Genomic DNA, 13111 nt, shown 5'->3' with positions numbered 1-13111 from the left:
GCTGGGGGACTGACACGGGGTGCCGCGCATCGAGCCGGCTGAGATCCAGACCCGTTGAACCTGTCCGGTTAGCACCGGCGAAGGGATGTCTCTTGTCTTCAACAACCCAGCCTGCATCGGCGCAGCCTGCATCTAGCCGAACCTCAGCCATCCTGCAGTCCGTCTTCCCGGAGCCCGACGGCGGGGCCCCAACGCCGCCGCGGATTCCGCGGGTGCTGGCCATCGCGGGCTCGGACCCCTCCGGCGGCGCCGGCATCCAGGCCGACCTGAAGAGCATTGCCGCGAACGGCGGCTACGGGATGGCTGCCATCACGGCACTGACCGCCCAGAACACCCAGGGCGTCCGGTCGGTGCATGTACCGCCGGCAGCGTTCCTGACCGCCCAGCTGGAGGCCATCAGCGACGACATCACCATCGACGCCGTCAAGATCGGTATGCTCGGCGACGACTCGGTGATCGACGCCGTCCGGGCCTGGCTCGAAAAGGTGCGCCCCGGCGTCGTGGTCCTGGACCCGGTGATGGTGGCGACGAGCGGCGACCGGCTGCTCCAGGAATCGGCCGAGACCGCGCTGCGGGCCCTCTTGCCACTGGCGGACCTCATCACACCGAACCTGGCCGAGCTGGGCATGCTGCTGGGAGCGCCGCCCGCCGCGGACTGGGCCAGTGCGCTGGAACAGGGCAAGCGGCTCGCGGCCCTGGCCGGCACCACGGTGCTGGTCAAGGGCGGCCACCTGCCGGTCGACGGCGCCCAGAACGACGGCGGTTGCCCGGACGCGCTCGTCAACACCGGGGGACTGCTCGGCCAGGAGACGGTGGTGGTGCCGGGCGAGCGGATCGACACCCGCAACAGCCACGGCACCGGCTGCTCCTTGTCCTCGGCGCTGGCCACAGTCCAGGCCCGGACGGGGGACTGGGAGGCGGCGCTGCGGGAGGTCAAGCCGTGGCTGCTGGGTGCGTTGCGGGATGCCAGCCGCCTGGAGGTCGGATCCGGCAACGGACCCGTGCACCACTTCCACCACCTGCAGCACGCTGCGGCACCCCAGCTTCCTGCCGAGGGCGAGTTCGCCACGCTGCTGGCAGGGCACGCGGCGGACGGGCTGGACGCGATCTACGGCCTGGACTTCATTCGGGGGCTCGCGGACGGTACCTTGCCGGAACCCGAGTTCGCCTACTACCTCGGCCAGGACGCCCTGTACCTCAACGGCTACTCCCGGGTGCTGTCCCGCGCGGCGGCCCTGGCGCCGTCGGAAGCCGAACAACTCTTCTGGTCCCGCTCGGCGCAGCAGTGCCTCGAAGTCGAATCCGAACTGCACCGGAACTGGCTGGCCGGCCGCGCCGTCGAGACCCAGCTGGGACCGGTGACCAAGGCGTACGTGGACCATCTGCACGCGGCATCGCTCGCCGGCAGCTACGGCGTGCTCGTGGCCGCGGCGCTGCCGTGCTTCTGGCTCTACGCGGAGGTCGGCGCCACGCTGCATCGCGAGTTCCTCGCTGCCGGCGCACCGGCAACGCATCCCTACGCGGAGTGGCTGCGCACCTATGCGGACGAGGCCTTCGCGGAGGCGACGCGGCAGGCGATCAGGTACACGGACGCGGCGGCCGGTAGAGGCTCCGAGGCGGAACGCAGCGCCAGGCGGTGGCGTTCAGGCAGTCCTCCCGCTACGAGGCGGAGTTCTTCGACGCGCCGAGGCTGCACGCCTGAGCCGCGCTACGCGAAGCAGCCGGTAGGATAGTTGGGCGCGGTTCCGGAAGTCGCTGCGGCACCATAACTTTGGCCCCCGGGCGCAGGGTGTGGCGTCCGTCACGCACTACCTGCCGGGACCAGCCTCGTTTGCGGCCGAAGGCAAAATTAGCGTAGTCTAGATCTTCGGTGCTTACGCCAACACTTGGGTTATGACCTTGAGGAACAGTTCACCCGTATTACGGGCAGGACTTTTCCGCAGGATAGCTCATGGGTTCCCCCGGGGAATCCACCGGCGTTGAGGCACAGCGTGAGCCGGTCCAAGCATTTGGGCCCCAGGTTCCGCACGCAAATCTAGTAATAAACGTCGAGAGAAGTGAGTTCCCCAGTGGTGTACGCGATTGTCCGCGCAGGCGGCCGCCAAGAGAAGGTTTCCGTTGGAGACTTCGTTACCCTGAACCGCGTCCCCGGTGGAGCCGGCAGCACCTTTGAGTTGCCCGCACTGCTCCTGGTGGACGGTGACAAGGTCACGTCTGCAGCCAAGGACCTGGCCAAGGTAACGGTTACGGCTGAGATCCTCGAAGACCTCCGTGGTCCGAAGATCGTCATCCAGAAGTTCAAGAACAAGACCGGTTACAAGAAGCGCCAGGGTCACCGTCAGGAACTGACCAAGGTCAAGATCACCGGTATCAAGTAACTAACGTTACTGTTCAGGTTTTCAGCAGATTCCCCAGAATTTTAAAGGCAGGCATTTCAAATGGCACATAAAAAAGGCGCGAGCTCCACTCGCAACGGTCGTGACTCCAACGCCCAGTACCTCGGCGTCAAGCGCTTCGGCGGCCAGGTAGTTTCCGCAGGCGAGATCATCGTCCGCCAGCGTGGCACCCACTTCCACCCGGGCGCCGGCGTTGGCCGCGGCGGCGACGACACCCTGTTCGCACTGACCCCCGGCGCTGTCGAGTTCGGCACCCGCCGTGGTCGTCGCGTTGTGAACATCGTGGCTGCTGCAGCTGCAGAGTAACAACAAGTTCTAAATCGGTGGGGCGGACCAGTAGGTCCGCTCCACCGGTGTTTTAACCGCATTACAATCATCTTGGGCCCCTTGCGGGCCCGAGGAACAGCACTGAGGAGATCCACGTGGCGAGCTTTGTAGACCGGGTAGTACTGCACGTATCCGGCGGTACCGGCGGCCATGGCTGTGTCTCCGTCCACCGCGAGAAGTTCAAGCCCCTCGGCGGTCCCGACGGCGGCAACGGCGGCAACGGCGGCGATGTCATCCTGCGCGTGGATCCCCAGACCACCACCCTGCTCGACTACCACCACGCCCCGCACCGGCACGCCACCAACGGCGGCCCCGGCATGGGTGACTGGCGCGGCGGCAAGAACGGCGAGACCCTGGTCCTGCCCGTACCCGAGGGCACGGTCGTCAAGAGCAAGGACGGCACCGTCCTGGCCGACATGGTGGGCGAAGGCACCGAGTACGTCGCCGCTGCCGGCGGCATCGGCGGCCTCGGCAACGCCTCGCTGTCCTCGCAGAAGCGCCGGGCCCCCGGCTTTGCGCTGCTGGGCATCGAGGGCGAATCCAGCGACATCGTCCTGGAGCTGAAGTCCATCGCGGACATCGCCCTGGTCGGCTTCCCGTCCGCCGGCAAGTCCAGCCTGATCGCCGCGATGTCCGCCGCGCGGCCCAAGATTGCCGACTACCCGTTCACCACCCTGATCCCCAACCTCGGCGTCGTCCAGGCCGGCGACGTGCGCTTCACCATCGCCGACGTCCCGGGCCTGATCGAAGGCGCCAGCGAAGGCAAGGGCCTGGGCCATCACTTCCTGCGCCACGTCGAACGCTGCGCCGCGCTCGTGCACGTGCTGGACTGCGGCACGCTGGAATCGGACCGTGACCCGCTCTCGGACCTCGCCGTGATCGAAGCCGAGCTCGAAAAGTACGCCGTGGACATGAGCTACGCCGGCACCGACGGTGAAGTCGTGCCGCTGAACCACCGCCCCCGCCTGATCGCCCTGAACAAGGTCGACCTGCCGGACGGCAAGGACATGGCCGAGTTCGTCCGCCCGGAACTCGAAAAGCGCGGCTACAAGGTCTTCGAAATCTCCGCCACGAGCCACGAGGGACTCCGCCAGCTGGGCTTCGCCATGGCCGAGATCGTCAAGGCCGCCCGCGACGCCGTGGCCGCCACGCCGCCGAAGGTCCAGGCCCCCGTGCTGCGCCCGCGCGCCGTCAACGAGAGCGGGTTCACGATCCGCCGCGAGGAAAAGAACCTGGAGCCGCTGTTCCGCGTGCTCGGCGAGAAGCCCGTGCGCTGGGTCAAGCAGACCGACTTCACCAACGAGGAAGCCATCGGCTACCTCGCTGACCGCCTCGCTAAGCTCGGCGTCGAGAACGAACTGTTCAAGCAGGGCGCCAAGCCCGGCGACATGGTGGTCATCGGCGAGGACGACGGCGTCGTCTTCGACTGGGAGCCGACCATGATGGCCGGCGCCGAACTGCTGGCCTCCCCGCGCGGCACCGACGTGCGCTTCGCGGACATCGGCGACCGCCCCACCCGTGGCCAGAAGCGCGACGAGCAGCAGGAACGCCGCGACGCGAAGGCCGCCGCCCGGGCCGAGCTGGAGGCCGAGCGCAAGGCCGGCATCTGGACCGAATCGGTCAGTGCCCGCCGCGCCCCGCAGCCGCTCAAGGAGAGTGGACTCGGCGAAGCCGATGACGAGTAACGCCGTCGCCGTGCCCGGAGCGGCGGCGGTCCCCAGCCGCACCCTGCTCTCCGGCGCCCGCCGAATCGTGGTCAAGGTCGGGTCTTCCTCGCTGACGTCCATCAAGGGCGGCATCGCCGAGGAAGCCCTGAGCGACCTAGCCGACGCCCTCGCGCACAAGCGCAACGCGGGCACCGAGATCATCCTGGTCTCCTCCGGGGCGATCGCCGCCGGGCTGGCACCGCTGGGGCTCGAAAAGCGCCCACGCGACCTCGCCACCCAGCAGGCCGCCGCGAGCGTGGGCCAGGGCCTGTTGATGGCCCGCTACACCCACGCCTTCGGCGCACACGGCGTCACGGTGAGCCAGGTGCTGCTGACCGCGGACGATTTCATGCGCCGCAGCCAGCACACCAACGCCTTCCGCGCCCTGGACCGGCTGCTGAACCTTGGCGTCGTCCCCGTGGTCAACGAAAACGACACTGTCGCGACCCACGAGATCCGCTTCGGCGACAACGACCGGCTCGCGGCCCTCGTGGCGCACCTGGTCCGTGCCGACGCCCTCGTGCTCCTCTCCGACGTCGATTCGCTCTACGACGGGCCGCCCTCGCACGGCGCCAAGCGGATTGCCCACGTCTCCGGCCCGCACGACCTCGAAGGCATTTCGATCGGCAGCACCGGCAAGGCCGGAGTCGGCACCGGCGGAATGGTCACCAAGGTCGAGGCCGCATCCATCGCCGCCGGCTCCGGGATCAGCGCCCTCGTGACCTCCACCGCGAACGCCGCTGCCGCGCTGGCGGGGGAGGACGTGGGAACCTGGTTCTCCGTCAACGGCGCCCGCAAGCCGATCCGGCTGCTCTGGCTTGCCCACCTGGCATCCGTGCAAGGCACTTTGGTACTCGACGACGGCGCCGTCCGCGCCGTGCGCGACCGCCACACCTCGCTGCTGCCCGCCGGGATTACCGCCGTGCACGGGGACTTCGAAGCCGGCGACGCCGTGGAGATGGTCGGCACCGACGGGACCGTGATCGCCCGCGGCCTGGTGAACTACGGGGCCGCCGAGCTGCCCCAGATGCTCGGCCGCTCCACCCGTGAACTCGGCAAGACGCTGGGCCGCGGCTATGACCGTGAAGTTGTTCATGTTGACGACTTGGTGCTGGTCTGAGCTGCCGCCTCGCCTAAACTTGGAGCATGACTGAGGCCCTGACTTCGCACCCCGACCTGCCGGTTCACGACGCGCACTCCGGGGGCCTGCCGCCGGCCGCAACGGACGTCGAAGCCGCCGTGCACGCCGTCGCAGACCGCTCCCGGACCGCCTCCCGCCGGATGGCCCGCGCCAACCGGGCCTGGAAGGACCGGGGGCTGCGCGCCATCGGCGCCGCACTGCTGGAGCACAAGGACCGGATCCTGGCCGCCAACGCCACGGACGTCGCCGCCGGCCGGGCCAATGGCACCTCCGCGGCGCTGCTGGACCGCCTCACCCTCAACGAAACCCGGGTGCAGGGCCTGGCCGCCGCACTGGAAAACCTCGCCAACCTGCCCGACCCGGTGGGCAACGTGGTGCGCGGCCAAACCCTCCCGAACGGGTTGCGCCTGCGCCAGGTCAACGTGCCGATGGGCGTGGTTGCCGCGATCTACGAGGCGCGTCCCAACGTCACGGTGGACATTGCCGGACTGGCCCTCAAGAGCGGCAACGCCGTAATCCTGCGGGGCGGAAGTGCCGCAGCCGCCACCAACGAGGCCCTTGTCGGCATCCTCCGCGAGGCGCTGGAGTCCGTGGGCCTGCCGGCGGACGCCGTCCAGAGCGTTGACCAGTACGGCCGCGACGGCGCAAACGTCCTGATGCGTGCCCGCGGCCGTGTCGACGTGCTCATTCCCCGCGGCGGACGCGAGCTGATCCAGACCGTGGTGACGAACTCCTCGGTGCCGGTCATCGAAACCGGCGAAGGCAACGTGCACATCTTCCTCGACGCCTCCGCGGACGAGGAGATGGCCGTCGAGATCCTGCTCAACGCCAAGACCCAGCGGCCCAGCGTGTGCAACACCGTGGAGACGCTGCTGGTCCATTCCGCTTCCACCGTGCTGCCCGCCGTCGCCGCCGCCCTGCGCGCCGCCGGCGTGACTCTGCACACAGACGACCGGATCCGCGCCGCGCTCCCGGCCGCAGTGGAGTCCGTGCCGGCCACCGAGGTGGATTGGGCTACCGAATACATGGACCTGGACCTGGCGGTGGCCATGGTGGACAGCCTCGACGAGGCCGTGGAACACATCCGCACCTGGTCCACCGGGCATACCGAGGCGATCCTCACAAACGACCTCGCCAATGCCGAGCGCTTCATCGCGGAAGTGGACTCGGCTGCGGTAATCGTGAACGCCTCAACGCGGTTCACCGACGGCGGGGAGCTGGGCCTCGGCGCCGAAGTGGGCATTTCGACGCAAAAGCTGCATGCCCGCGGTCCGATGGGGCTGACCGAGCTCACCACCACGAAGTGGATCGTGCAGGGCGAAGGCCAGGTCCGGGCCTAGCAACGCGGTAACATGGAACAGAAGCCAGGAACGGCGGGGACCTCCGTCGTCGCAAAACCGCAATTAATTTGTGAAGTCACTAGGGGAGAACATGCTGTTGCAGCAGATCACCACGTCCATCGCCGCAGCCGTTGAACATGAGGAGCTCGCGCCGCTCATTGCGCCGCCGTTCGTCATTGGCGGCTCCATGTTCGTGATCCTGCTGGTCCTGATGTTCATCACGCTGTCCTACGGCAACCTCGGCAAGCGCCACGAAGCCGTCGAGGAGCACGCGGATCCGCACCGCCAGCACCCGAACAAGCACGACCACGGCCAGGGCCACTAATATTTCCGCCAAAGTGAAGCAGCACGGCGCGAAGCGCCGCCTGCGGCTGGGTGTGATGGGTGGCACGTTTGATCCGATCCATCATGGTCACCTCGTCGCGGCCAGTGAGGTCGCGGCGAAGTTCGGCCTCGACGAGGTGGTGTTCGTTCCCACCGGCCAGCCTTGGCAGAAGAGCAGCAAGAAGGTCAGCGAGGCCGAGCACCGGTACCTGATGACGGTCATCGCCACGGCCTCGAACCCCCGGTTCACGGTGAGCCGGGTCGACGTCGACCGCCCGGGTCCCACCTACACCATTGACACCCTGCGCGACCTGCGCACGCTGCGGCCGGACGCCGATCTGTTCTTCATCACCGGCGCGGACGCGCTGGCCCAGATCCTGTCCTGGAAAGACATTGACGAACTGTGGTCCTTGGCGCACTTCGTCGGTGTGACCCGCCCCGGGCACGTGCTGGACGGCATGGGCCGCGATGATGTCAGCCTGCTCGAGGTCCCGGCCATGGCGATCTCCTCCACGGACTGCCGGGCACGCGTCGCCGCGGGAAACCCTGTCTGGTACCTCGTGCCGGACGGCGTGGTCCAGTACATCGCCAAGTACGACCTGTACGACGGCCAGCCCGATCCCGGGCCGGATTTCCGGGAATCCCGGGCTGCCCTCGAAATAAACCAAACCGCCAGCACCGAATGAGCCTTCAATGAGTCAGGAACAGCCTCCCATCCGCAGCCGCCGCGAATTGCGCCAGGCCAGGGATGAACGCCAGGAAGTGAACCCCGGCGCCGGTACCGCGGGTGCTGGCGCGGATCAGGCTGCCCGGAATCAGGACGGCGGGGGTTCCGGCTCCCGGCAGGCCGGCGCGGGTCCCTCCTTCTCCGGACGTCCCGAGGAACCGACAGAGGCCGAGACCACCGGCCGCCGCCGCGTCCCAGGCCCGGTGGATTCCGTCCGGACTACTTCCGCCGCCGAACGGTCCTCCCAGATCCGCGCCCGCGACCGTGCCGCGCTGCGGACCATCAAGGAACTTGCGGAAAAAGAGGGGCAGCTTTCGCCCGGCGGTGCGCCCACGCGCCGCCAGCTCCGGCTCCAGCAGCTTGCCGAGGAGACCGCACCTGCCACCTCGGCCAATCCGATCGTGCCGATGCCCAGCCCGCGAACCCGCTCGCACCCGGCAGTGGGAGCGGCTGCCAAGCCGCCGGCCGGCGCGGAAACGTCCGCTGACGCGGTCCCGACGCCGGCGGAGGCTGCCGCCGCCCCGAACCAGGGCGACGGCGAGCCCGGTCCCGGCCGCGGCGGAAAGCCGCCGGAGGGAATGAGCGTCGAGCAGGCCCTCGCCGCGCGCGAACTGCTCGCCGAGCAGGCCCGCAACCAGATGGCGAAGATGGAGCACATTGCCGCCACCGATCCGGACGCCGTCGATCCGGAGATTCTGGCCGAGCAGATTGCCCTCGCCGAGCGGGCGGCGGTGCTCAACCGCCGCGCGGCCGCGAAGCAAAAGCTGGCCGAGCAGAACAACCGGCCCGCCCAGCCGCGCAGCGAACAGCCTAAGAACGATCCCTCGACCGCCAGCAACCTCGCCATGGTGACGCCGCTGGAATTTGTCGAGGTCCCCGGCGTGGAGCGGCCAGTAATGAAGCGCCCTGCCACGTCGTATGTCCCGCTGGTCACCAACTCCAGCCCGAAGGTCCAGCCTCCACGCACCTCGCGCCGTCCCGGCCAGGCCCGCAAGCGGGATGCCGCTCCGGTCAACGGCCGCTCCGGTGTCCTGGCACGCGCGGAGGCGGCCGCGCAGGCCGCACAGGTCCGCCGCCCGGCTGCGGCAGCCGCCCCCGAAAATCCCAGTGCCCCGGCGGTGGAGGAAGATTTTGCGGCACGTCCGCCGGTCGCTGCCAACGCCGCCTACGGCCTCGATCCGCTCGACGCGGCCACGGCCGGATTGGGCCGGGCGCGGCGTCTGCGAGCCCTTCAGCTCGGCGTTCTGGCCCTCGGCGTGCTGGCGCTGATTGCCGGCATCATCCTGATCGTCACCGGACTGGCGCACTAGCCGCTCCGCCGCGGCGGCGCCGGGCTGCTTCGGTAGCCTTCCGGTCCCAGCAGCGGTTCCAGCACACAGCTTTTCATTCCAACAGCTTTCGACATTCAATGCTTTTACATTCAACAAGGAGTCCCGTGACTGCAACCGATTCATCCATCGCCACAGCCCGCCACGCAGCCCGTGCTGCCGCGGAAAAATTGGCCGAGGACATTGTGGCCCTCGACGTCAGCGAGCGGCTTGCCCTCGCCGACGTCTTCCTGATCGCCTCGGCACCGTCGGAGCGACAGGTCAACGCGATCGTCGACGGCATCGAGGATGAACTGTCCAAGTTCGACCTCAAGCCCGTGCGCCGCGAAGGACGCTCCGGCGGACGCTGGGTGCTGCTGGACTACGCCGACGTCGTCATCCACGTCCAGCACGAGGAAGACCGCGTGTTCTACGCCCTGGAGCGCCTCTGGAAGGACTGCCCCGTCGTGGACCTCCAGCTCGGTGACGACGCCTCGGCGAAGGCCACTGCCGCCACCGAATCCGAGTAGGCGGCGCGGCAGCCAGCAGCGCAAAACCCTGAATATGCCCGATTTGGAATTTTCAGAAGTGCTGATCTAAGATATTTGAGTTGCTTCGGAGAGAACGAAGTCGGAGCAGCGAAAATTCGGGGCTGTGGCGCAGCTGGTAGCGCACCTGCATGGCATGCAGGGGGTCAGGGGTTCGAGTCCCCTCAGCTCCACCGGATAATCCGCCGGAATCGAAAGATTCCGGCGGATTTTTTTGTGCCCTCCCCGCCCGGAGGCGTGCGTACAGCGGTCCGGCCCGACACGCCGCACGCCGATTAGCGTCGGCGGCAAATGTAGATTAAGCTAATCAGGTTGCTTGATCGAACCGGCTCTTTGAAGGTCCCGGTCAGCGGCAGTTTCGGGGCTGTGGCGCAGCTGGTAGCGCACCTGCATGGCATGCAGGGGGTCAGGGGTTCGAGTCCCCTCAGCTCCACCGAACGAGGTCCCGCTCTCTGAGCGGGGCCTCGCTTAGTTAACGCTCAATTAGGATGGGGACCGTGAACGACTCCCTGCCGCCGTGCCCCGAATGCTCCAGTACATACAGCTACGAGCTGGGTGCCCTGCTGGTCTGCCCCGAATGCGGCCATGAGTGGTCCGCTGCTGCCGATGCGGCGGAGGCCGAAGCCGGTGCCCGGGCCGCGCGAGTCATCAAGGACGCGGTGGGCAACGTGCTGGCCGATGGTGACACCGTAACGGTCATCAAGGACCTGAAAATCAAGGGCAGCTCCACTGTCATCAAGGTCGGGACCAAAGTACGCGGAATCCGCCTCATGGACGGCGTTGGAGACCATGACATCGACTGCAAGGTCGACGGCGTCGGACCCATGCAACTCAAGTCCAGCGTCGTCAAGAAGAGCTAAGCGGGGGACCCGCCATTCCTGAACCGCGTCCGGGCCAACCGGAAGCGCCCGTAATCTCCGCCGACGTCGTGGTCATCGGTGCCGGCCAAGCGGGGCTGTCCGCCGCCTACCATCTGCAGCGCCGCGGCTTCGTCCCGGCCGGCGTCTCCGGCAACGCCGGTGCGGACAGCGCCGCCGACCCGCTGAGCTATGTGGTGCTCGACGCCGAGGACGGCCCCGGCGGCGCCTGGCGGCACCGTTGGAAAAGCCTGCTGATGGACACCGTCAACGGCATCAGCGACCTCCCCGGCATCGCGCAGCCGCAGGTGGACCCGCAGGAGCCCAGTTCGAGTTTCCTGAGCCGCTACTTCGGCGGCTACGAATCCCGGCTGGGCCTGGCCATCGAACGGCCCGTGAAGGTCCACGCCGTCACCCGCGAGGACAGCAACCCGGCCGGACGCCTGCGCATCACGACCTCCCGCGGCACCTGGTCCGCCCGGGCCCTGATCAACGCCACCGGCACCTGGACGCGCCCGTTCTGGCCCATCTATCCGGGCCAGGCCAGTTTCCGCGGCAGGCAGCTGCACGTCGCGGACTACGTGTCCGCGGAGGAATTCCGCGGCCAGCACGTGATCGTGGTGGGCGGCGGCATTTCCGCCGTCGGACTGCTCGACGAGATCTCCAAGGTCACCGGCACCACCTGGTTCACCCGGCGGGAGCCGGTCTGGCGCGACGCCGCTCTCGACCGGCAGGCAGGCCACGACGCCGTCGCCCTGGTCGAGGAGAGGGTCCGGCAGGGGCTGCCGCCGCAGAGCGTCGTCGCCGCGACCGGACTGATCTGGACACCGGCCCTGCGCGCCGCCGCGGACCGCGGCGTGCTCAAGCGACACCCCATGTTCACCGGCATTGAACCAGGGGGAGTGCGGATGGCGGACGGCAGCTTCCGGTCCGCCGACGTCATCCTCTGGGCAACGGGCTTCCGCGCCGAGCTGGAACATCTCGCGCCCCTGCACCTGCGCGGACCCGGCGGCGGCATCGCGATGGACGGCACCCGGGTCGCCGCGGAGCCCCGGGTGCACCTCGTCGGCTACGGGCCGTCGTCCTCCACCATCGGGGCCAACCGCGCCGGCCGGGCCGCCGTGGCAGGGATCGTCAAACTGCTGGCCGGTTCGGGATAACGTAAAGCGGTGCCCGTTACCAACAATCTTGAATCCCTCTTCCCCCGGCTCCGGAGGTTCCCCGACGTCGAGGCCGCCAACCTGCAGGCCTGGGACGCCACCGACCGTTTGTTGCTGGACACCGCCGCCGAACTGCGGGCCGCCGGCCAGGTGGCATCCGGCGGCAGGATCGCCGTCGTGGGGGACCGCTACGGTGCACTGACCCTCGGTGTGCTCGCGCTGGGGTGGCACGACGCCGGCCCGGTCCGGGTGCACGAAGACCTGATCACGGGCGAACGCGCGCTGCGGCATAACGCCGCCGCCACGGGGCTCACCGAGGGGTTCGAGCAGCTCCCGCTGGCCGACGCCGTGGAGGGCGCCGCCCTGGTCCTGCTCCAGCTGCCGCGGTCCCTGGCCGAGCTGGAGGAGATCGCCGACGCCGTCGCGCGGTACGCCGCACCCGGGGTGGTGCTGCTCGCCGGCGGCCGGGTCAAGCACATGAGCCTGGGCATGAACGCTGTGCTGGAGCGCTACTTCGGGGAGGTGCAGCCGCAGCTGGCGCGGCAAAAATCACGGATCCTGCTGGCCCGGGCCGCGAAAGCAATGGACGGGCCACCGCCGTTCCCCGTCTCTGAGCGGAACACCGGGCTGGAGCTCACGGTCTGCGCCCGCGGCGCCGTGTTCGCCGGCACCGGGCTGGACATCGGAACCCGCTTCCTGCTGGATTTCCTGCCGGAGATCCCCGGCGTCCGGCACGCCGTCGACCTCGGCTGCGGCACCGGCATCCTGGCCGCACTGTACGCCCGCAGCCATCCGGAGGCCCGGGTCACCGCCACCGACCGGTCCGCGGCGGCCGTCGATTCCGCCCGGGCGACGGCCCGCGCCAACGGCCTGGACCGCCGGATCGAGGTCCTGCAGGACGACGCCATGAGCACCCTGCCGGACGGATGCGCCGAGCTGGTCCTGCTCAACCCGCCCTTCCATCTCGGCGCCGCGGTGCACGCCGGAGCCGGGATCAAACTGATCGAAGCCGCGGCCCGGGTCCTGGCCCCCGGCGGTGAACTCTGGACGGTGTTCAACAGCCATCTTCACTACCAGCCCGCGCTGGAACGGCTGGTCGGCCGCACCCGGGAGGTGGGCCGCAATCCGAAATTTACCGTCACCGCGAGTGTCCGCAGGCCACGGCCGTAGGAGCCCGCGCCGGTAATGGTAGGCCGTTCGGGCGAAATCTGACCGACTGTGACGGCCGAAGGTGGGGGCGTGGGGCCGCGGGTAACGTACGATTCTGACATCAGCAGT

The 13111-nt window shown here is 68.6% G+C and carries 12 protein-coding genes, 2 tRNA genes, 1 pseudogene and 1 riboswitch; all 15 genes and pseudogenes read left to right on the top strand.

Going from position 1 to position 13111, the window contains the following annotated elements:
- Window positions 1–5 precede the first annotated feature (5 nt).
- A riboswitch (TPP riboswitch) is annotated at window positions 6–103 on the top strand.
- A 46-nt stretch (window positions 104–149) separates the two neighbouring features.
- The 15 genes and pseudogenes from AC1DGE_RS02545 to AC1DGE_RS02475 all read left to right on the top strand — a co-directional run bounded on the left by AC1DGE_RS02545 (window position 150) and on the right by AC1DGE_RS02475 (window position 13003).
- A pseudogene (locus AC1DGE_RS02545) lies at window positions 150–1702 on the top strand (bifunctional hydroxymethylpyrimidine kinase/phosphomethylpyrimidine kinase).
- Between the two features lie 367 nt (window positions 1703–2069).
- Window positions 2070–2378: a 50S ribosomal protein L21 gene (gene rplU / locus AC1DGE_RS02540; protein ID WP_175321083.1), complete on the top strand. Its 309-nt coding sequence runs from the start codon at window positions 2070–2072 to the stop codon at window positions 2376–2378.
- A 60-nt stretch (window positions 2379–2438) separates the two neighbouring features.
- Window positions 2439–2702, top strand: a complete 264-nt coding sequence (rpmA, locus tag AC1DGE_RS02535; RefSeq protein ID WP_009372867.1) for a 50S ribosomal protein L27 — start codon at window positions 2439–2441, stop codon at window positions 2700–2702.
- 116 nt (window positions 2703–2818) lie between these two features.
- Complete coding sequence (gene obgE / locus AC1DGE_RS02530; RefSeq protein WP_441417575.1) at window positions 2819–4408, top strand: GTPase ObgE; 1590 nt, start codon at window positions 2819–2821, stop codon at window positions 4406–4408.
- Window positions 4398–5549 carry a glutamate 5-kinase gene (gene proB / locus AC1DGE_RS02525; RefSeq protein WP_476908714.1) on the top strand — a complete coding sequence of 384 codons (1152 nt, stop codon included), beginning with the start codon at window positions 4398–4400 and terminating at the stop codon, window positions 5547–5549. Before obgE ends, proB begins: the two co-directional genes overlap by 11 nt.
- Before the next feature lie 26 nt (window positions 5550–5575).
- Window positions 5576–6910: a glutamate-5-semialdehyde dehydrogenase gene (locus AC1DGE_RS02520; protein WP_476908715.1), complete on the top strand. Its 1335-nt coding sequence runs from the start codon at window positions 5576–5578 to the stop codon at window positions 6908–6910.
- Window positions 6911–7001: 91 nt separating this feature from the next.
- Complete coding sequence (locus tag AC1DGE_RS02515; protein WP_175320924.1) at window positions 7002–7235, top strand: hypothetical protein; 234 nt, start codon at window positions 7002–7004, stop codon at window positions 7233–7235.
- Between the two features lie 13 nt (window positions 7236–7248).
- Window positions 7249–7920 (top strand): nicotinate-nucleotide adenylyltransferase, encoded by a 672-nt coding sequence (gene nadD, locus AC1DGE_RS02510; protein ID WP_441417578.1) that lies wholly within the window; start codon window positions 7249–7251, stop codon window positions 7918–7920.
- 7 nt (window positions 7921–7927) lie between these two features.
- Window positions 7928–9271 (top strand): hypothetical protein, encoded by a 1344-nt coding sequence (locus tag AC1DGE_RS02505; protein WP_476908716.1) that lies wholly within the window; start codon window positions 7928–7930, stop codon window positions 9269–9271.
- A gap of 125 nt (window positions 9272–9396) precedes the next feature.
- Window positions 9397–9798 (top strand): ribosome silencing factor, encoded by a 402-nt coding sequence (gene rsfS / locus AC1DGE_RS02500; protein ID WP_441417580.1) that lies wholly within the window; start codon window positions 9397–9399, stop codon window positions 9796–9798.
- Window positions 9799–9916: 118 nt separating this feature from the next.
- A tRNA-Ala gene (locus AC1DGE_RS02495) sits at window positions 9917–9989 on the top strand.
- 187 nt (window positions 9990–10176) lie between these two features.
- Window positions 10177–10249, top strand: a tRNA-Ala gene (locus AC1DGE_RS02490).
- Window positions 10250–10313: 64 nt separating this feature from the next.
- Window positions 10314–10676 carry a zinc ribbon domain-containing protein YjdM gene (locus AC1DGE_RS02485; protein WP_441417581.1) on the top strand — a complete coding sequence of 121 codons (363 nt, stop codon included), beginning with the start codon at window positions 10314–10316 and terminating at the stop codon, window positions 10674–10676.
- Between the two features lie 68 nt (window positions 10677–10744).
- Window positions 10745–11833, top strand: coding sequence for an NAD(P)-binding domain-containing protein (locus AC1DGE_RS02480; RefSeq protein WP_476916823.1), 1089 nt, complete (start codon window positions 10745–10747; stop codon window positions 11831–11833).
- A gap of 9 nt (window positions 11834–11842) precedes the next feature.
- The gene (locus AC1DGE_RS02475; protein WP_441417583.1) at window positions 11843–13003 is read left to right on the top strand and encodes a class I SAM-dependent methyltransferase; all 1161 of its coding nucleotides are present in this window, start codon (window positions 11843–11845) and stop codon (window positions 13001–13003) included.
- The last annotated feature ends 108 nt before the right edge of the window (window positions 13004–13111 follow it).

Source organism: Arthrobacter sp. 05N425 (assembly GCF_056397125.1).
This window is presented reverse-complemented; position numbering and strand designations above follow the sequence as displayed.